Consider the following 18,719-nt stretch of genomic DNA (forward strand, 5'->3'; position numbering starts at 1 on the left):
CGCTCAGGCAGCCTTGTAGGCTTCGATCAGCTTGCGGCCATCCTCGCCCGCCTTGCCCGCCCATTCCTCCGTCATCGTGGCGCTGATGCGGTTGAGCCCATCCTTGAGCGCCTGGCTCGGCTGCTCCAGCTTGAGGCCGCGCGCCACCAGCGTGTCCTGCGCCTCCTTCTCCGAGGCACGGGCCATCTCCAGCCCGCGCGCCTGCGCGGCCCTGGCGGCCTCCATCACCGCGCCGCGCTGCGCGGCCGGCAGGCCCTCGAGCGCGCGGCGGCCGACAAAGACGACGTTGTTGGTGTAGCTGAAGTTCACGGGCGTGAAGACCTTGCAGTAGTCCCAGGCCTGGCTGTCCACGCCAGTGGCGGCGCTGGTGACCATGGCGTTGATCACGCCGGTGGCGAAGGCCTGCGGCACCTCCGCCGCCTGCACCAGCGTGGGGTTCGCCCCCACCAGGCTCGCGAAGCGGTTGGTCATGGTGTTGAAGGTGCGGAAGCGCGTGCCGCGCAGCGCGTCCAGGTTCTCGATCGGGGCGTTGCTGTAGAAGCCGCCGGGAGGCCAGGGCACGTTGTAGAGCATCGCCAGGCCCGTGCGCCCGAAGCGCGCCTCGATGAAGGGCTTGGCCGCCGCCGCCAGCTTCACCGCCGCGTCGAAGCTCGGCGCCAGCAGCGGCACGCCGTCCAGCTCGAAGAACGGATCCTCGTTGCCGTAGGCGGAGATCAGGATCTCGCCGAGCTGCACCTGGCCCTGCTGCACGCCGCGCTTGATCTGCGCCATCGGCAGCAGGGAGCCGTTGGTGTGGAGCTGGACCTGCAGTGCCCCGTTGGTGGCCTTCTGGATGTCCTCCACGAAGCTCTTCACGTTGCGCGTGTGAAAGTTCGTATCGGCATAGGGGGTGGCGAACTGCCAGCGCGTGGCCGCCTGCGCCCGGGCCTGGCCCAGCCCGGCAAGGGTCGCGGCGCCGGCGCTGCCGGCCGCCATGAGGTTCCGACGGGTGAGGGCCATGGGGCTGCTCCGCTGCTGCTGGGATGGTGGGACGCCGGGCTCGGCCGATTCCAGGCCGCATCTTCGACACCCCGGCCCCACCGGCGCAAGGGCGGGCATGGCGGCCGGATGCAGGCGCGGGCCCGCACCTGCCGCTTATCCCGGCATGTGCAGAAAGCGCGAGGCCTCTTCTGCCACCTCATTGGGCGACAGCGCGGAGAGCGGCTCCCGCCGCAGCACGGAAACAGCCCGGCCGCGCGGCGCGCAGCGGGCTGGCTCGCTTTCCCCGCCGAACAGGGCCAGCGTCGGGCTGCCGGCGGCCGCGGCCAGATGCGTCGGCCCCGTATCGTTGCCCACCGCCACCGCCGCACGCCGCGCGATGGCGGCCAGCTGGAACAGGCTCGTGCGCCCGGTCAGGTCGATGGTGCCCGGTGCCGCCGCCACGATGGCCGCCGCCAGCTCCGCCTCCCCCGGCCCGCCCGTGACCACGCAAGGCTCGCCCAGCCGCGCCGCCAGCGCCGGAAAATGGGGCCACCGCTTCCCGGGGCGTGAGGGGCTGGCGCCCGGAACCAGCAGCGCGAAGCGATCGGGCAGCGCGAGGCCCGACAGGTCGGCATCCAGCCAGGACAGGTCGGGCCGTGGCACGGCGGGAATGCCGGCCATGCGAAGCTGCTCGGCCTGGCGCTCCACCGTGTGCATGTCGTCGCGGCCGGGATTGGCATGCGGGTGGCTCGCGCCCCAGGCGATGCCGGACCACTCGGCACGAAGCCCCACCAGCAGGCGGTAGCGCGAGGACCGGCCAGAGGTCTGCAGGTCATAGACGCGGTCGAACCGGCCGCCGCGCAGGGAGCGCAACAGGGCGAGCCGCCCGCGCCAGTCCGCCCCGCGCGGGCGGCCATGGGTCCACACCACGTCGAACCACGGGCTGCGGCCCGCCAGTTCGGCGAAGGGCGGCGTGGTCAGCAGGGTGATGCGCGCGCCCGGGTGATGCGCCCGGATGGCCGCGAAAGGCCCGAAGGCCTGCACGAAATCGCCGAGCGCACCGAGCTTGATGACCAGGATGCGCCCGCTCACGCCACTTCCCCGTAAACGGCCAGCGTCGCCGCCTGCATGGCGCGGGTGGTGTAGCGCGCCAGCACGGCCGCCCTCGCGGCCTCCCCGATCGCACGCCGCGCTTCGTCGGGCATGGACAGCGCGCGGCCGATCGCCGCGGCGAGCGCCGGCGGGTCGCCCGGCGGCACGCGCCAGCCGGTCACGCCCTCCTCCACGGTCTCGCGGGGGGCGCCGAGATCGGAGGCGATCACCGGGCGGCGCATGGCCTGGGCCTCGACGATGGTGCGGCCGAAGGCCTCGGCATCGGTGCTGGCATGCACCACCACATCGGCCAGCAGCAGCGCGGCGGGCATGTCGGCGACAGGGCCAGGGAAGCGCACGGTGGCGCCGGCCCCGATCGCCAGCGCCTCCAGTTCCGCCCGAAAGGCGTCCCTCCCCTGCGCGTCCCCGGCCAGAACCAGCACCGGCCGGGGCTCCGGCAGGTGGGAGGCGGCGCGCAGCAGCACCGCCTGCCCCTTCCAGCGTGTCAGCCGGCCGGGAAGCAGGATCACGGGCCGGCCGGGCGGCAGGCCCCAGGCCCGGCGCAGCGCCTCCGCCCGGGCGGGGTCCACCGCCTCGGGGTCGAAGGCATCCGGGTCCACGCCGCGGGGGATCACGCGCAGCCGGTCCGGCCCGACGCCGTGGCGCGCCCGGACCAGCTCCGCGATGTGGCCGCTGATGGCGATCACCCGGTCGCCCCGCGCCATGACGGAGTTGTAGAGGCGCTTGCCCGGGAAGCCCTCGTTGTAGGAGCCGTGATAGGTGGTCACAAAGGCCGCGCCGGTCGCCCGTGCAGCCATCAGCGCGGACCAGGCGGGAAAGCGGCTGCGCGCATGCACCACGCGCACGCCGTCCCGCCGGACGATGCCGCGCAACGCCAGGGCGTTGGCGAGAAGCGCCGCGGGGTTCTTCCGGTCCAGCGGCAGGAGGATGTGGCGGGCGCCCGCTTCCTCCAGCTCCGCCACAAGCGGGCCGCCGGCGGAGGCGACCAGGGCCTTGCCCCCCGCCTCCACCAAAGCGCGCGCGATCTCCACCGTGCCGCGCTCCACCCCGCCGGAGCCGAGGGCGGGCAACACCTGGAGAACGGTGGGGGGAACGGGCGGCATGGGCCTGCCCATACAAGGCGCCGCCGCCCTCGTCACGCCGCCTCCGGCTTGTGCCCCCCGCCCCCGCGGCGCTAGGCCGGGCGAATGGACGAGATCACCGGCACTGTCGCCCGCCCCGACGGCACCCCCCTGGCCTTCGCCGCCCTTCCCGGGACCGGGCCCACCGTGGTGTTCCTGGGTGGCTTCCACTCGGACATGGAGGGCTCCAAGGCGCTGCACCTGCGCGATCACTGCGCCGCGCGCGGACGGGCCTTCCTTCGGCTGGACTATTCGGGCCATGGCAGCAGCGGCGGTGTCTTCGAGGAGGGCACGATCGGTGCCTGGGCCGGGGATGCCGCCCTGGTGATCGAGGCCCGCGCGCCCGGCCCGGTGGTGCTGGTGGGTTCCTCCATGGGCGGCTGGATCGCCCTGCTGCTCGCCCGGCGCTGGGGCGAGGCGCGGGTGCGCGGCCTGATCGGCATCGCCGCCGCGCCGGATTTCACGGAGCTTCTGATCCGCCCCGCGCTGACGGCGGAGCACCGCGAGACCCTCGCGCGCGACGGCGTGCTGCGCGAGCCTTCCGAATACGGCAATCCCATTCCCATCACGCAGCGCCTGCTCGCGGAGGGCGCGGAAAACCTCGTTCTGCCAGGGCCCATCCCTTACGCCGGGCCGGTGCGGCTGCTGCAGGGCATGGCCGATCCCGACGTGCCCTGGGGCCACGCGCTCCGGATCATGGAGGCCCTGCCCGGCCCGGATGCGGAACTCACGCTGATCAAGGACGGCGACCACCGCCTGTCCCGCCCGCAGGACCTCGCCCTGCTGGTGCGGGTGCTGGAGGCGCTCCCGGCCTAGTCCCCGCCCCGCAGCAGGGTGGCCAGGGCAGGGGAAAGCCCCACCGAGTCCCGCCCGCGCACAGGCGCCATCGGCCCATGCCGGGGCTTTGGCGGGGCCAGGGCGACCAGGACTTCGGCCATGCGCACCGCGCAGGCGATGCCGTCCAGCAGCGGCACGGGAGAGGCCGCGCGAAGGGCGGGCTCCATCCCCGCCAGGGCCGCGCCGCCCAGCACCACGCTGTCCGCCCCGCCCGCGGCAAGGGCCGCGATGCCCTCCGCCACCGCCCGCACCGCGGCCTCGGGGTCGGACAGCGCGCGCTGCGGCGTGAAATCCACCCCGACGAGGCCGGACAGGCGGGAGGAAAGCCCGTGCCGCTCCACGAGCTGGCGGTAGGATTCGGTGTGCCCGAAGGTCACCAGCCCGAACCGGTTGCCCAGCATGCAGGCGGTGAGGCAGGCGGCCTCGGTCATGCCCACCACCGGGCAGGGCATGAGCTGGCGCGCGGCTTCCAGCGCGGTGTCGAGGGAAACGGCCAGGACCACCGCGTCCACGGAACCCGCGTGCTCCGCCAGCAGGTCCAGGATGCCATGGGCGGCGATGGCATTCTCCAGCCCCGAGGATATCACCGCCGGGCCGAAGCGCGGGGTGCCCGGCACGATCTCGGTGCCGGGCGAGGCCACCGCGCGCCCGGCGGCGGCGCAGCGCTCGGTGATGGCCTCGGTGGTGTTGGCGTTGGCCAGGAGGATTCGCATGAGCCCTATGCCAGCCCGGAGAAGCCCTCGTTGTCCAGCCGCGACGGCTCGGTGCGGCAGGCCTCCAGCAGCGCGCCCGGCACGCGGTCCGCCCAGACCAGGAAGGGGTTGAGCGCGAGGATGTCGCCGGTGCGGAGCGGCAGGGGGAGGGCCTCACCCAACGCCTCGGCCAGGGCGGAAGGCAGGCGGTCGGCCGGCAGGGCCGCGTCGTCCCAGCGCGCGGCGAAGATGCCGCCATCGTTGGAAAACACCGGCACCGCCGGCTCGCCTCGCGCCTCGTACAGGGCGGCCAGGGCCGCGCGGTCCTGGCGGAGCAGGGTGTTGTGGATGGTGGCGGCCGATCGCAGGGCGGTGGCCGCCGGTTCCGTGGCGCGCAGCAGCAGGATGTCGCAGGCTTCCGCGTGTCGGCTGCCGGTCGCCGGGGCGGGCGGCACAACGCGGCCCAGCCGCCCGGCCAGGGCGCGCAGCGGCGCGGCGGGGTCGCCGTGCATGGGAAGGCCGCGCAGCAGCGCGAAGCCGCGGCCATGGTCCAGGCGCGGGCGAAGCTCCTCCGTCAGCGCATCCAGGCGCGGGGTCGGACCGCTGCCGGCCAGTTCGGCGGCGTGCTCCGCGCCCAGGGGGAGCATCTGCTCGCTGGGCGGCAGCTCGGCCGCCAGCCAGGCCAGGGGGCCCGCGATCGGCACCAGGCGGCGGGGGACGACGTTCAGGGGATCGCTCATTCCACCGTGTCTAGCGCGCGCCGCGCGGCGGCGCCAAAGGCCTGGCCCGCGCGGGCTTCACCCGGCCGCGCCGATCGCGCAGGCTGGAGGGCGCCACACCAAGGATCCCGCCGCATGGATGCCCTTCCGGCCCGCCCAGCCCTGAACCTTCCCTTCGACACCGAGGCCATACTCGGCCGCCTGCGCCCCTGGGTCGAATGCGAGAGCCCGACCTTCGACGCCCGGGCCGTGAACGGGATGATGGACCTCGCCTCCCGCGACCTGGCGATGCTGGGCGCGCGGGTGGAGCGGATTCCCGGCCGGATGGGCTTCGGCGACGCCGTGCGCGCGCGCTTCCCCCATTCCGCCGGCGATGCGCCGGGCATCCTGGTGCTGGCGCACCTGGACACGGTGCACCCCGTCGGCACGCTCTCGGCCCTTCCCTTCCGGCGCGAGGAGGGGCGCTGCTACGGCCCCGGCATCTGCGACATGAAGGGCGGCACCCTGCTGGCCATCGAGGCGATGCGTGAGCTGGCGCGCGCGGGCATTCCCACCTCGCGCCCCGTCACGGTCCTGCTCACCCCCGACGAGGAGGTCGGCACCCCCTCCACCCGCGACCTGATCGAGGCCGAGGCCGCGCGCCATGCCGTGGTGCTGGTGCCCGAGCCCGGCCGGCCCGAGGGGGACAGCCCCATGGGCGGCGTGGTCACCGGCCGCTACGCGATCGCGCGCTTCAACCTGCGCACCACCGGCCGCCCGAGCCACGCGGGCGCGAAGCTCTCCGACGGGCGCTCCGCCATCCGCGAGATGTGCCGCCAGATCCTGGCGATCGAGGCCATGACCACCGAGGCCGCGACCTTTTCCGTGGGCGTGATCCATGGCGGGCAGTGGGTGAACTGCGTGGCCACCCATTGTGATGCCGAGGCCCTGAGCATGGCGCGCCGGCAGGCTGACCTGGACCAGGCGGTGGCCCGCATGCTGGCGCTGCGCGCCGACGCCCCCGACACGGTGCTGGAGGTGCGCCGCGGCGTGACCCGACCGGTCTGGGAACCGGACGCCGCGGTGATGGAACTCTACGGGCGGGCGCGCGAACTCGCGGCCTCGCTCGGGCATGCCATGGGGCACGAGAGCGCGGGCGGCGGTTCGGACGGCAACTTCACGGGCGCCATGGGGATCCCCACCCTGGACGGCCTCGGCGTGCTCGGTGCCGGCTACCACACGCTCGGCGAGTACATCCGGGAGGACAGCCTGGTTCCGCGCGCGCGGCTGCTGGCGGGGCTGCTCGCCAGCGTGTGACCCGGGCGCTTGCGCGGCGACAGCGTGCCCGGGGTTTCGCTCATCCGGTGAAGGGCACCTCCGCGGCGGCCTCCCAGGGCCCGCCGCGATAGTGCCAGAGCAGAAGACCCTCGGCGCGGCCTGCCCAGGGTTCGAAACCCGCGGAAAGCGCGGCGAGCAGCGTGGCGGCGGCCTCCGGCGTCACCTTGTTCTGCAAGGTCACGTGAGGCCGGAAGCCCTGGGCGTCCTGCCGGGTCAGCCGGCGCGCCCAGCCATAGGCCAGCGCCTTGCGCAGCGCGACCAGGGCCGGTGCCTCCACCTCCAGCGCCACGCCGCGCCCGAGGGAGCGGAGGCCGCTGAAGCGAAGCTCCATCGGCGGCGTCGCGGCGCAGGCGGTGCGCAGCCCCGAGACGACCTCCTCCAGCGCCTCTCCCGGCAGCGCGTGGAACAGCGTGAGATGGGCCGGGATCTGGTTCCGCTCGGGGGGGAAGTGCGCGCGGCGCAGACCGTCCAGCCGCGCGAAGGCCGCGTCGTCGAAGCGCAGCGTCAGGATCAACGGTGCCTCGCTCATCGGACGGGCAGCGCCAGCAGGGCGTCGAGGCCGTCGCGGTCGGCCAGCAGCGCCGCCTTTTCCGCGCGGCTGAGCGCGCCGAGCGCCTCCTCCGCCGATGTGGCGGCGGCCACGCGGGCACGGCCCATCACCAGCGGCACCTCGAGCGCCGCGGGGCGTGCCGGCGCAGGCCCCGCCAGCATGGAGCGGTGCGCGGCCAGCAGAGCGGGATCGGCGCGCAGGCGCGCCACCGCCTCGCCTTCCGGCGCCAGTTCCTCCCACTCGCGGCGCAGCGCGACGGTGCGCGCGAGGATCGGCGGCGGATCGCGCTCCTCCGGGATCAGCAGCAGGCCCGCCCGCCGCAGCGCCTGCCCGGCCCCCCGCCGCGCCGTCCAGGCCGCGAGCGGAATGGCCAGCGCCAGCCCCAGCACCACCGGAGACATCCAGGCCGCGAGATAGGGCGAGACGAGGAAGGCGGCGACGCCGAAGGCGAGCCCGAAGGCGGTGTGCCGCCAGTAGAGCCGCGCAACCTGCCCGAGCGGCAGGATGCCGTCGTCCCGCGTCTGGGCGGACCAGCCGGAATCCCGTCCGCGCAGGATCGAGACCACGTCGGCGGATTGCGTCAGCATGGTCACGGGCGCCAGCAGCCCCGCCAGCACGGTTTCGATCAGCACGCTGGCGAGCGAGCGCAGCGCCCCGCCATGCCCGCGCCGCCACGCGCCATCCGCCAGCATGGCGCCCCAGGCGAGCAGCTTGGGCACCAGCAGCAGGCCCATGGTGGCGATGAACACCCATTTCGCGCGCACGGGATCGACCACCGGCCAGTTCGGGAACAGCGTCGGCCCGGCCGAGAAGTATTCCGGCAGCACGAAGCGCGCCTGGAGGGCGAGCAGGACGCCGGCGATGAGGAACAGCAGCCACAGCGGCGCCGTGACATAGGACCCGATCCCGACCAGGAGGTGCGAGCGCGAGATCGGGTGCAGGCCCCGCGCCGGCAGCACGGCCAGGTGCTGCAGGTTGCCCTGGCACCAGCGCCGGTCGCGGATCGCGAGGTCCGAGAGCGCCGGCGGGCTTTCCTCGTAGCTTCCGGGCAGGGCCGGGACGAAGTGGATGCCCCATCCACGGCGCCGCATCAGCGCGGCCTCCACGAAGTCATGGCTCATCACCGTGCCGCCGAAGGGCTTGCGCCCGGGCAGGTGGGGCAACCCGGCCGCCCCCGCGAAGGCCTCGGTGCGGATCATGGCGTTGTGGCCCCAGTAGTTGCCCTCCGCCCCGTGCCAGAAGGCGATGCCGTGGGCGATCACCGGGCCGTAGAGGCGGCCCGCAAACTGCTGCATGCGGGCAAAGAGCGACCGGCCGTTCACGATCACCGGCAGGCTCTGGATGAGGCCCACGCGCGGGTGCGCCTCCATGGCGGCGGCAAGCCGAACCAGGGATTCGGCGGACATCACGCTGTCCGCGTCCAGGATCAGGAACTGCGGGTAGGCGCCCCCGTGGCGGCGCACCCAGTCCGCGATGTTGCCGGCCTTGCGGTCGGTGTTCTTCGCGCGGCGGCGGTAGAAGATCCGCGCCCCCTCCCCCGCGCGTGCCCGGAGCGCGAGGAAGGCCTCCTCCTCCCGCGCCCAGGCGTCCGGATCCGTGGTGTCGCTCAGGATGAACAGGTCGAAGCGGTTCGCGCGGCCGGCGCCGCGCAGCGCCTCCAGGATGGCCTCCAGCCCGGCGAGCACCCTGCGCGGGTCCTCGTTGTACACGGGCATCAGAAGCGCCGTGCGCGAGGCCGGCTCCGGAAGCGGCGCCGCGGGATCGATCCCCAGCGCCCATCCCCCGCCCGAAACGACGCTGAGCACGCCGCAGAGACTGCTGACAAAGGACAGGGCGATCCAGCCGAACAGCGGCACGAACAGCGCGAGCACCAGCGCGCCCGGCGTGAAAACGGAATCGACGCCGAACACCAGCGCCATTTCCCGCGCGCCGAAGGCCGTCAGCAGAAAGGCGGCGCCGAACACCCCGATGCGCCGCCAGGCCATGCCGCGTGGCCCGGTGCCGGGCCTGGGCACCGGCCCGGGGCGCTCGTGGAAGTCCTGCACGGGCATGGCCAGCGGCGCCTCGGCCGGCATGGCCTCCAGCGGCGGAACGCCGGCTTCGGGACGGGTCAGGGTGTCCAGCGGAAGAGCCATGTCTCGCTCAACGGTCCCTCATCGTTCTTCAGCCGGGCCCAGAGCTCGACCAGCTTCTCGTTTCCCGGCACCAGCTCGAAGGAGAGGCGCCAGCCTCCGGTTTCCGGATTGGGCTGCGCCACCACGTTCTGGATCTTCCCGGCGCTCGCCGAAACCTCGGCAACGGGTTGGACCCCTTCGCCGAGGGCCGCGAGGCGCCCTCCCGCCGCTTCCAGCACAAAGAGCCGCGTGCCCGGCGGCTGAGGCTTGCCGCCCTGCCGGGCCTCCCGGAACTGCGCGGGCGCCGGACGCCCCCCCGCCGCGAAGGCGGCGGCCGAGGCCCAGTGAAGGCGATAAACGTAGCTGTATTCCTGCCCCGGCCTCAACGAGGCCTTCGGGCGCCAGAAGGCGGCGATGTTGTCGTGGATTTCCTCCCGGGTTGGAATCTCCACCAGATGCACCGCCCCTTCCCCCCAGTCGCCGATGGGCTCCACCCAGGCACCGGGCCGGCGCTCGTAGCGCGCCTCCAGATCGTTGTAGTCGCTGAAGTCGCGGCGCCGCTGCATCAGGCCGAAGGCGCGCGGATTGGCGTCGGCGAAGACGCTCACCTGGAGTTCGCGCGGGTTGGCCAGCGGCCTCCAGATGGCCTCGCCCCGGCCGGTGGACAGCATCAGCCCGTCGGAGTCGTGCACGGCCGTGCGGTAGTCGTCGGTGCCGAGGCGGTCCAGCGGGGAGAGAAGGAACATGCTGGTCAGCGGGGCGATGCCCACCGTGCTCATCTCGGCGCGCGGGTAGAGGCGGCATTCCACGTCGAACACCGTCTCCTCCCCGGGGCGGATGGTGAAGCGGAAGGCGCCCGTGGTGCTCCGGCTGTCGAGCAGGGCGTGCACGACGGCGGAATTCCCACCTGACTGCGGCCGCTGGAGCCAGAAGGCGCGGAACACCGGAAATTCCTCGCCCGAGGGCTCGGCCGTCGCGATCGCGAGGCCCCGGGCGGAGAGCCCGTAGATGTGCCCCTTGCCGACCGCGCGGAAATAGGAGGCCCCGACAAAGGCCGCCACCTCGTCGAAGTGGTCGGCGCGGTTCATCGGGTTGGTCAGGCGAAAGCCCGCGAAGCCCAGGTCGCCGGCCTGGGGCCCGCCGACCTCGGCCAGGGTGAAGGCGGCGGGGTCGTAAGCGATGGGGGCCGCCCGGCCGTTCGCCACCTCGAACAGCTCCACCTTCTGCTTGAACAGAAAGCCGCGGTGGAAGGGCTGCATCTGGAAGGGCAGGTTTCCGTCCCGCCAGAGGGCGCGCCGCGCGTCGAAGCGGATCGTCCGGTACTGGTCGTAGCCCAGGTCGGAGAGCGGGCCCGGCAGGCGCTCGTCCGGGGCGGCGAAGGGCCTGGTGGCCAGTTCGCGCGCCATCTCGCGCACGGTGGTGTCGTCAAAGGGGCGCGCGGGCGCGTCGGCGGCGCGGGCGGCGCGGATGCTCGCCGGCGAGGCCCCGGGAAGCAGTCCGGCCATGGCGAGGCCGGTCAGGATGGCACGGCGGTTCAAACGGTTCTCCAGTTCCGGCCGGCTTGCGGTGCGGGCCTCACGGCCTAGAAAGGAACGCGGCGGGGTTGGTTTCCGTCGGGGGGCGGACCGCGTTTCGCCTGACGCGCACAAGGGGCCCGGCAGGGCATGATCACGCTTCTCCAGGCCCTGCCGCTGCTGCTCCTGCTGGGGTTGCTCGCCTCCGGCCGCGCGGCTCCGGTCCCGGCCTGCCTGCTGGCCCTTCTCGCCGCCCTGCCAGGGGTGGCGCTGGCCCTGCCGCCCGGCCTGCCGCTGCCCCGCTTCCTGCTTGCCGAAAGCCTCCGCGCGGCCTTTCTCGGCATCCAGCCCGTGGTGATCCTGGCGGGCGGGCTTCTGTTCAGCCTGGCCGTGGCGCCGCGCGTGGACGAGCCGGTGCCTCCCTCCCCGCGGCGGATCTACCTGATGGTTCTTGCGGGCTGCTTCGTGGAAAGCGTGACCGGGTTCGCCGTGGGAACGGTGTTCACCCTCGGCGCGCTCAGGGCCATGGGCGTGCGGGGCGCGCCCGGGGGCCTGCTGGCCATGCTTTCCCTCTGGCTGGTGCCCTGGGGCGGGCTCGGACCGGGGCTCGCGCTGGGCGCCGCGCTGGCGGGACGGCCGGTGGCGGAGTTGTCGATGGTGACGGCCCTGCCCCAGGCCGCCTGGCTGATCTGCCTGCCGCCCGTGGCATGGCGCGCGATGGAGAGCGCCGGCCTGCCCGTGCCCGGCCGGGAAAGGCTGGCGCAGCTGGGCCTCCAGGCCGCGCTCGCAAGCCTCGTTCTGCTCGGCGCCCGCTTCCTGCCCGCCGAAACGGTGGCGCTCGTGGCCAGCGGCGCGGTTCTGCTGCCCGCCCTCTGGCGCCTGGCACCGCCGCGGGACGCCGCCGCGCGCGTGCGGGCGCTCGCCGCGCTGGGCCCCTGGGCGCTGCTCAGCGCCTGCCTGCTGCTGGCGCGCTCGTGGCATGGGGGCCCGGCCTGGAGGCCCTATGGCGACCTTCCGGCGGTGCCGGTGACACATGTGGCCGTCGTGCTCTGGCTCGTTTCCCTCGGCTTCCTCGCGGCCCTGCCGGACGGGGCAGCACGCCTGCGGGACGCCATGCGCCGGATGCGACGCCCGGCAGCGGCCATGATGCTCTACGTTCTTCTCGGGCGCTGGATCGCCGGATCGGGGGTGGCGACCGCCCTGGCCGGGGCCATCGCGGAATCGCTCGGGCCGCTCGCCCCCTTTGCCATTCCGCCGCTCGGCTTCCTGGCCGGGATGGTCACGGGCAGCAATGTCGGCGCGGCGTCCTCCCTCATGGCGGTGCAGACGGGACTGGGCCTCGCGGCGGGGCTGCCGCCCTGGCTGGCGCCGGGGCTGCACAACTTCGCCGGCAGCGTGGGCGCGATGCATTCCTTCGCCAACACCGCCATGGCTTGCGGCCTTCTGGCCGACGGCACGCGGCCGGCCGACCTGTGGCGCGCCGCGCTGCCGGTGGTGCTGGCCGCGATGGCCGTCGGCTGGGCGGCGGTGGCGCTGCTGCCCGTGCTGCTCTAGGCATGTGGGATGAGCGCCCGCGCCGCCCGCCAGCACCTTCTCGCCGACCCCGTGCTCGGCCCTGTGGTCGAACAGGTGGGCGCCATGGCGCTGAAGCCGGTCAAGGGGCGCGAGCCCTACGAGGCGCTGGTTCGCGCCATCGCCCACCAGCAGGTGCACGGCAAGGCGGCCGAGGCCATGCTGAACCGCCTGATCGCCCACGCGCCGCACGAGCCCTTCCCCACCCCCGTCCAGGTGCTGGCCATGCCCGAGGGCGCTCTGCGGGCCTGCGGCTTTTCCGGTGCCAAGCAGGCGGCCATCCTGGACATCGCGCACAAGTCGGCGGCGGGCTGGGTGCCCACGCGCCGCGCCGCGGCCCGCATGTCGGACGAGGCGCTGATCGAGCGCCTCGTGGCGCTGCGCGGCGTCGGCCGCTGGACGGTGGAGATGCTGCTGATCTTCACCCTGGGCCGCCCGGACATCCTGCCCGTGGACGACTTCGGCGTGCGCGAGGGCTATCGCTTGGCGGCGGGGCTGGCCGCGCAGCCGAAGCCGAAGGAACTGGCCGCCATCGGCGAGCGGTGGGCGCCCTTCCGGTCGGCGGCCTCCTGGTATCTCTGGCGGGCGGCGGACCTGAACAAGGCCGGGCGCTTCCGCGCGCCGGCCGCGATATGACGGCGGGTCAGTCCCGGAAAAATCCCTCGGCCACCGCCGCGAAGCTTTCGGGCTGGTCGGCATGGACCCAGTGCCCGGCTCCCTTCACCGTCAGGAAGCGCGCGGCGGGAAAGGCCTCGCGGATGCCCGGCCGGTTCTCGGCCCGGATGTAGCTGGAGCGCTCCCCCGAGACGAAGAGCACCGGCCCCTCGAAGCGCGCGCCCGGCATGACCGGCCAGTCCATGATCGCGCCGATCGAGGCGGAGATGCCCTCCAGCCCGATCCGCCAGCCCGATCCATCCGGCCGGCGGTTGCTGAGGATGAAGGCGCGCACGGCCGGGTCGGGCTCGGCGGGCGCGAGTGCCGCGTCGGCCTCCCCGCGCGCCGCCCCCGCCGGCACGGCGCGCATGGCCGCCACCAGATCCCCGTAGCGCGGCGGATAGGCGATGGGCGCGATGTCCGAGACGAGGAGGCGCTCCACCAGCCCCGGCGCGGTGAGGGCCAGCATCATCGCCGCCTTGCCGCCCATGGAATGCCCCATCACGTCCGCGGCCGGGATGCCCTGCGCCCGCAGCGTTTCCGCCACGTCCGCCGCCATGGAGGGGTAGTCCATGGCGGGCGCGTGGGGGCTCCCGCCATGGTTGGGCATGTCGAGGGCCAGCACGCGCCGACCGGTGGCCAGCCGCCGCTGCAGCGCGCCGAAGTTGCGGGCCTGGCCGAACAGGCCGTGCAGCAGCACCAGCGGCCGCCCCTCCCCCGCCTCCACCATGTTCAGGATCATCGCATCACCCCCTGACCGCCGCGACCACGCCCACGGCGATGAGCGCGCCGCCGAGCCAGACGTCCCATCCCACCGCCTCGCCGAGCCAGAGCGCACCCGTGGCGACGCCCAGCACCGGCCCCAGCATGAAGCCCACCGAGGCGACCGTGGAGGGCAGGCGCCGCCCCGCCTCGATCACGCACCAGGTGCCGACCGGCGCCGCGACGAGCCCCACGAACGCCGCGTGCGGAAAGGCGTGCGACCCGATCCCGCCCGAAGGCTCCCGCAGCAGCGCGAGCGGCACCAGCACCAGCAGGGCGGTCGCGAAGCAGAAGGGCAGCAGTTCCATCATGGGCCGCGCGGGCGGGATGCGGCGGGTGACGATGATGGAAATGCTCCAGAGCAGGGCGGCCAGCACCAGCAGCCCGTTCGCCCGGACGATCCCGGGGCTGGACCAGTCGATGGACCACGGCCCCAGCAGCACCGCGGCACCCGCCAGCGCGATCGCCGCCGCCACCCACCGCCGTGCCGAAACCTTCTCCCCCAGCACCAGCACGGAAAGCGGCACCAGCCAGTAGATCGTCACGTTGGACAGCACGGCGATCCGGCCGGAGGGCAGCGCCGCCAGCGCGATATGCGTCAGCGCGAAGAAGCTGCCGAGCTGCAGCAGCCCCACGGCCAGAACCGCCGGCCAGTCCCGCCGCCCCGGCCAGGAAAGCCGGCGGAGCGCCAGCAGCAGCGCGGCCGCCCCGAGCGCCGCGAGGCCCGCGCGGCTGACCGCGAACCACAGCGGCGTCGCCTCGCGCAGTGCGTCCTTGGTGATCGGCCAGCCGCCCCCGAACAGGAGGACGCCGATGGCCAGCACGCGCAGGTCGCGGAGGTTCACCCGCCGGGCTTCGCGGGATCAGCCCAGGGTCAGCACGATCTTGCCGATATGCGCGCTGCTTTCCATCAGCCGGTGCGCCTCCGCGGCCTGCGCCAGCGGAAAGGTCGCGTGGATGCGCGGCCCCGCGCGTCCGGCCGAGAGCACGGGCCAGGCCTTCTCCTCCAGCGCGCGGGCGATGGCGCCCTTCTCGCGCGTGCTGCGCGGTCGCATGGTGCTGCCCGTCACCACCAGGCGCTTGAGCATGATCGGGCGGATATCGGCCTTGTCCACCTCGTTGCCGCCCATGGTGGCGATGATCACCAGCCGCCCGTCCATGCCCAGAACGCGCAGGTTCCGCTGGAAGTAGGGCGCGCCCACCATGTCCAGCACCACGTCGGCGCCGCGGCCGCCCGTCGCACGCTTCATCTCATCCACGAAGTCCTGCGCCTTGTAGTCGAAGGCCTCCTCCGCGCCGAACGCCAGGCAGGCCGCGACCTTTTCGGCGCTGCCGGCGGTGGCGAAGGGGCGGGCACCGAACTCGCGCGCGAGTTGCAGCGCGGTGGAGCCGATGCCGGAGGTGCCGCCATGCACCAGCACCGTCTCGCCCGCCACCAGCCGCCCGTGCTCGAACAGGTTCACCCAGACGGTGAAGAAGGTTTCCGGCACCGCCGCGGCGCGCACGGCGTCGAAGCCGTCGGGCCAGGGCAGGCACTGCGCCTCGGGCGCCACCGCGTATTCGGCATAGCCGCCGCCATTGGTCAGCGCACAAACGCGGTCGCCCGGCTTGAAGCGCCCGGCCTCGGCGCCGGCCGCCACCACCTCGCCCGCGACCTCGAGCCCGATAACGGGGCTCGCGCCCTTGGGCGGCGGGTACAAGCCCTTGCGCTGCTGCACGTCCGGGCGGTTCACGCCCGCGGCCAGCACGCGGATCAGCACCTCGTCCGCGGCCGGGGCCGGCAGGGGGCCGGTCGCGGGCACCAGCACCTCCGGCCCACCGCCCTCGCCATGCGACATGAAGGTCATCGTCTCGGGCAATCCGGGCATGGCGCGATCCTCACACAGGGGGGCGGAAGGTCGTCGCGGCGCCCTGGCGCGTCAAGCCGCGCGCCGCGTTGCCCTGCCGCGCATCACCTTGCCGCCAGTCGCCCTTGCGCGCCGGGCGCCCAGCGGCGACGATCAGCACCCCCACCCGCACGCGAGAGGAAACGAAGGCTCCTATGCGCCCGGCCGCGCCGCGCCGCAGCCTCCTCGCCGCGATGGCCCTGGCCGGTGCTCCCCTCGGCGCCACCGCCCAGGTCGCGGGCGCTCAGTCCGGCGGCGGCCAGGCCGCGGCGGAATGGCGGTTCGGCGCGATCTATCCACTCTCCGGCGCACCGGCGCTGCTGGGCGACGAATCCTTCCGCGGCCTGGAGATGGCCGTGGAGGAGCGCAACGCGGCCGGCGGATTGCTGAACCGCCCCATCCGCCTGCTGCGCGGCGATGCGGTGGACGAGGCCGCGGCCGTGGGCGAGGCCCGGCGCCTGACCGGGACCGAGCGCGCCACCTTGCTTTTCGGCAGCTACGGCTCCTCCCTTTCCTTTGCCGCGACGCAGGCGAGCGAGGCCGGCGGCACCCCCTATTTCGAGCTGGGCGCCATCGCCGACAGCATCACGGATCGCGGCTTCCGCAATCTCTTTCGCACCTGCCCGCGCGCCGGGGATTTCGCCCGCCTGGCCGCGGAAGCGGTCACCCGGGTGCTGCCGGGCGTGCTGGAGATGCCCCGCCCCGCGATCCGCGCCTCCCTGCTCTACGAGGACGCGCTCTACGGCAACTCGGTTGCGGAGGCGCAGGTGGCCCGGCTGCGCGAGGCGAATGTCGAGGTGCTGGAGCGCATCCCCTATCCCCCCCGCACGAACGACCTGTCGGGCGCGGTGCAGCGCCTGCGCGAGGCCTCCGCGGAGGTGCTGCTGCACACGGCCGGGCAGAACGACCCCATCCTGCTGTTCCGCACCATGCGCGACGGCGGCTGGCGCCCGCGCATGGTGGTTGGCAGCGGCGCCGGATACAGCCTGACGGACACCGCGCGTGCGGTCGGCCCCGGCTTCGAGGGGGTGATGAACGTGGACTTCCCGGCCTTCGCCATCTCCGATCGCGTCGCCCCCGGCAACGCCGCCTTCGCCGAGGCCTATAAGCGCCGCTACGGCGCCGACCCGCGCTCCGGGCACAGCCTCGCCAACTACTTCGGCGCCCGCGTGGCGCTCGATGGCATCCAGCGCGCGGGCGGCCTCGACAAGGAGAGGCTGCGCGCCGCCATGCTGGCGACCGACATCGCCGAAGGCAGCACCCCCACCGGCTGGGGCGCCGCCTTCGACGAACGCGGCCAGAACACCCGCGCCCGGCCTTGCCTGATGCAGTGGCAGGACGGGCGGCTGGTCACCATCCACCCCGAGGCCGCGGCCGTGGCGCCGCCCCGCGCCCGGCTCGGCGCCGATTGAAGGAGCATCGATCATGCGGAACGACGAACAGGTCTGGCGCGCGGTGGACGAGCGCCGCGACGACTACGCCGCGTTTTCCGACCGCGTCTGGGACATGCCGGAGATCGCCTACACCGAGACGCGCTCCGTCGCCGAGCACCTCGCGATGATGGAGAAGGAAGGCTTCCGCATCGAGCGGGACCTCGCGGGCATCCCGACCGCCGTGATGGGCGAGTACGGCGAGGGCGGGCCGGTGATCGCCATCCTCGGCGAATACGACGCGCTGCCCAACCTTTCGCAGGAGGCCGGCATCGCCGAGCACAAGGAGGTGGAGGCCAACGGTCCCGGCCATGGCTGCGGGCACAACCTGCTCGGCGCCGCCTCCCTGCTCGCGGCGGCGGCGGTGAAGGACTGGCTGAAGGAGAACAACCTTCCGGGCCGCGTGCGCTACTACGGCTGCCCGGCCGAGGAGGGCGGCGCAGCCAAGGGCTTCATGGCGCGCGACGACGTGTTCAAGGATGTCGACATCGCCATCTCCTGGCACCCCGCCTCCTTCTCCGGCGTGAACGAGGCGGTGTCGCTGGCCAACACCCGCATCGACTTCACCTTCCACGGCCGCTCGGCCCATGCCGCCGCCGCGCCGGAGCTGGGGCGCTCCGCGCTCGATGCCGTCGAGCTGATGAATGTCGGCGTGAACTACATGCGCGAGCACATGCCCGACCACGCGCGCATCCACTACGCCATGCTGGACGGCGGCGGCATCGCCCCCAACGTCGTGCAGTCGCGCGCCAAGGTCCGCTACCTCATCCGCGCGCGCGACCTGCCGGAGCTGAACATGCTGGTCGGGCGCGTGCGCAAGATCGCCGACGGCGCGGCGCTGATGACCGAGACGCGGGTGGAGACGGCGGTGGTGAGCGCCGTGTCGAACCTGCTGGGCAACGCGCCGCTGGAACGCGCGATGCACGACAACTTCCAGCGCCTCGGCCCGCCGCAGTTCGACGAGGCCGACAAGGCGTATGCGGCGGAGATCCAGGCGACGCTGAGCGAGGCCGACATCGCCGCCGCCCACCGCCGCCACGGGCTGAGCGTGGAGAAGGGCAAGACCCTCTGCGACATCATCGTGCCGCTGGAGAACCGGGGCGAGGGCGGGGTCGGTTCCACCGATGTGGGCGACGTCTCCTGGGCGGTGCCCACCGTGCAGGCGCGCGGCGCCACCTGCGCCATCGGCACGCCCTTCCATTCCTGGCAGCTCACCGCCCAGGGAAAGTCGCCGGCGGCGCACAAGGGCATGGTGCACGTGGCGAAGGTGATGGCGGGCACCGCGGTGGACGCGCTGCGCGACCCCGCGCTGATTGCGCGCGCCAAGGCGGAGTTCGACGAGCGCACGGGCGGGCGGCCCTATGAGTCCCCCCTCCCCCCGGACCTCGCGCCGCCGATCCGTGCCATGGGCCAGGGGGTCTGACCCGCCCGGGCGCGCACCCGGTCCGGCCGGACCGGGTGCGCGGCCTCCCCGCGGC

At 73.9% G+C, this 18,719-nt stretch carries 17 protein-coding genes; 6 read left to right on the plus strand and 11 right to left on the minus strand.

Features of this window, described 5'->3' with window-relative positions; all coding sequences use genetic code 11:
* Positions 1 to 3: 3 nt before the first annotated feature.
* The 3 genes from ACFFIC_RS01760 to ACFFIC_RS01770 all read right to left on the minus strand — a co-directional run bounded on the left by ACFFIC_RS01760 (position 4) and on the right by ACFFIC_RS01770 (position 3,176).
* The gene (locus tag ACFFIC_RS01760; protein ID WP_377048309.1) at positions 4 to 999 is read right to left on the minus strand and encodes a TRAP transporter substrate-binding protein; all 996 of its coding nucleotides are present in this window, start codon (positions 997 to 999) and stop codon (positions 4 to 6) included.
* 135 nt (positions 1,000 to 1,134) lie between these two features.
* Positions 1,135 to 2,052 carry a glycosyltransferase family 9 protein gene (locus ACFFIC_RS01765; RefSeq protein ID WP_377048310.1) on the minus strand — a complete coding sequence of 306 codons (918 nt, stop codon included), beginning with the start codon at positions 2,050 to 2,052 and terminating at the stop codon, positions 1,135 to 1,137.
* Positions 2,049 to 3,176, minus strand: a complete 1,128-nt coding sequence (locus ACFFIC_RS01770) for a glycosyltransferase family 4 protein (RefSeq protein ID WP_377048311.1) — start codon at positions 3,174 to 3,176, stop codon at positions 2,049 to 2,051. The genes ACFFIC_RS01765 and ACFFIC_RS01770 overlap by 4 nt, the downstream gene beginning before the upstream one ends.
* Before the next feature lie 84 nt (positions 3,177 to 3,260).
* Between ACFFIC_RS01770 and ACFFIC_RS01775 the strand changes: the two genes are divergently transcribed.
* Complete coding sequence (locus ACFFIC_RS01775; RefSeq protein WP_377048312.1) at positions 3,261 to 4,010, plus strand: alpha/beta fold hydrolase; 750 nt, start codon at positions 3,261 to 3,263, stop codon at positions 4,008 to 4,010.
* Here ACFFIC_RS01775 and ACFFIC_RS01780 read toward each other — a convergent pair.
* Positions 4,007 to 4,744 carry an aspartate/glutamate racemase family protein gene (locus tag ACFFIC_RS01780; protein ID WP_377048313.1) on the minus strand — a complete coding sequence of 246 codons (738 nt, stop codon included), beginning with the start codon at positions 4,742 to 4,744 and terminating at the stop codon, positions 4,007 to 4,009. The genes ACFFIC_RS01775 and ACFFIC_RS01780 overlap by 4 nt on opposite strands.
* 5 nt (positions 4,745 to 4,749) lie before the next feature.
* Entirely contained in the window at positions 4,750 to 5,463 is a 714-nt protein-coding gene (locus ACFFIC_RS01785; RefSeq protein ID WP_377048314.1) for a hypothetical protein, read from the minus strand.
* Between the two features lie 114 nt (positions 5,464 to 5,577).
* Between ACFFIC_RS01785 and ACFFIC_RS01790 the strand changes: the two genes are divergently transcribed.
* Positions 5,578 to 6,738 carry a M20/M25/M40 family metallo-hydrolase gene (locus ACFFIC_RS01790; protein ID WP_377048315.1) on the plus strand — a complete coding sequence of 387 codons (1,161 nt, stop codon included), beginning with the start codon at positions 5,578 to 5,580 and terminating at the stop codon, positions 6,736 to 6,738.
* A gap of 40 nt (positions 6,739 to 6,778) precedes the next feature.
* Here ACFFIC_RS01790 and ACFFIC_RS01795 read toward each other — a convergent pair whose 3' ends face one another.
* From ACFFIC_RS01795 to ACFFIC_RS01805, 3 genes are read right to left on the minus strand one after another with little or no spacing between them, the layout of a single operon-like run.
* Positions 6,779 to 7,288, minus strand: a complete 510-nt coding sequence (locus ACFFIC_RS01795) for a 2'-5' RNA ligase family protein (protein WP_377048316.1) — start codon at positions 7,286 to 7,288, stop codon at positions 6,779 to 6,781.
* A complete protein-coding gene (gene mdoH, locus ACFFIC_RS01800; protein WP_377048317.1) occupies positions 7,285 to 9,444 on the minus strand; it encodes a glucans biosynthesis glucosyltransferase MdoH in 2,160 nt (719 codons plus the stop codon). Before mdoH ends, ACFFIC_RS01795 begins: the two co-directional genes overlap by 4 nt.
* Entirely contained in the window at positions 9,420 to 10,961 is a 1,542-nt protein-coding gene (locus ACFFIC_RS01805; protein WP_377048318.1) for a glucan biosynthesis protein, read from the minus strand. The genes mdoH and ACFFIC_RS01805 overlap by 25 nt, the downstream gene beginning before the upstream one ends.
* Positions 10,962 to 11,087: 126 nt before the next feature.
* Here ACFFIC_RS01805 and ACFFIC_RS01810 point away from each other — a divergent pair, with 126 nt between their 5' ends.
* The gene (locus ACFFIC_RS01810) at positions 11,088 to 12,491 is read left to right on the plus strand and encodes an L-lactate permease (RefSeq protein ID WP_377048319.1); all 1,404 of its coding nucleotides are present in this window, start codon (positions 11,088 to 11,090) and stop codon (positions 12,489 to 12,491) included.
* A gap of 9 nt (positions 12,492 to 12,500) precedes the next feature.
* Positions 12,501 to 13,145, plus strand: a complete 645-nt coding sequence (locus ACFFIC_RS01815) for a DNA-3-methyladenine glycosylase family protein (RefSeq protein WP_377048320.1) — start codon at positions 12,501 to 12,503, stop codon at positions 13,143 to 13,145.
* A 7-nt stretch (positions 13,146 to 13,152) separates the two neighbouring features.
* On the opposite strand, the gene ACFFIC_RS01820 is transcribed toward ACFFIC_RS01815, so the two are convergent.
* Genes ACFFIC_RS01820 through ACFFIC_RS01830 form a run of 3 tightly spaced genes read right to left on the minus strand, consistent with a single transcriptional unit; the run spans position 13,153 to position 15,793 of the window.
* Positions 13,153 to 13,905, minus strand: coding sequence for an alpha/beta fold hydrolase (locus ACFFIC_RS01820; RefSeq protein WP_377048321.1), 753 nt, complete (start codon positions 13,903 to 13,905; stop codon positions 13,153 to 13,155).
* A 4-nt stretch (positions 13,906 to 13,909) separates the two neighbouring features.
* Positions 13,910 to 14,770, minus strand: a complete 861-nt coding sequence (locus ACFFIC_RS01825) for a DMT family transporter (RefSeq protein ID WP_377048322.1) — start codon at positions 14,768 to 14,770, stop codon at positions 13,910 to 13,912.
* Between the two features lie 18 nt (positions 14,771 to 14,788).
* Complete coding sequence (locus tag ACFFIC_RS01830; RefSeq protein WP_377048323.1) at positions 14,789 to 15,793, minus strand: NAD(P)H-quinone oxidoreductase; 1,005 nt, start codon at positions 15,791 to 15,793, stop codon at positions 14,789 to 14,791.
* Between the two features lie 173 nt (positions 15,794 to 15,966).
* Between ACFFIC_RS01830 and ACFFIC_RS01835 the strand changes: the two genes are divergently transcribed.
* Both ACFFIC_RS01835 and ACFFIC_RS01840 read left to right on the plus strand, forming a co-directional pair.
* Positions 15,967 to 17,223: an ABC transporter substrate-binding protein gene (locus tag ACFFIC_RS01835; RefSeq protein ID WP_377048324.1), complete on the plus strand. Its 1,257-nt coding sequence runs from the start codon at positions 15,967 to 15,969 to the stop codon at positions 17,221 to 17,223.
* Positions 17,224 to 17,236: 13 nt separating this feature from the next.
* Positions 17,237 to 18,664: a M20 family metallopeptidase gene (locus tag ACFFIC_RS01840; protein WP_377048325.1), complete on the plus strand. Its 1,428-nt coding sequence runs from the start codon at positions 17,237 to 17,239 to the stop codon at positions 18,662 to 18,664.
* The last annotated feature ends 55 nt before the right edge of the window (positions 18,665 to 18,719 follow it).

It is taken from the genome of Muricoccus vinaceus, assembly GCF_042433125.1.
Lineage (GTDB): Bacteria > Pseudomonadota > Alphaproteobacteria > Acetobacterales > Acetobacteraceae > Roseomonas > Roseomonas vinacea.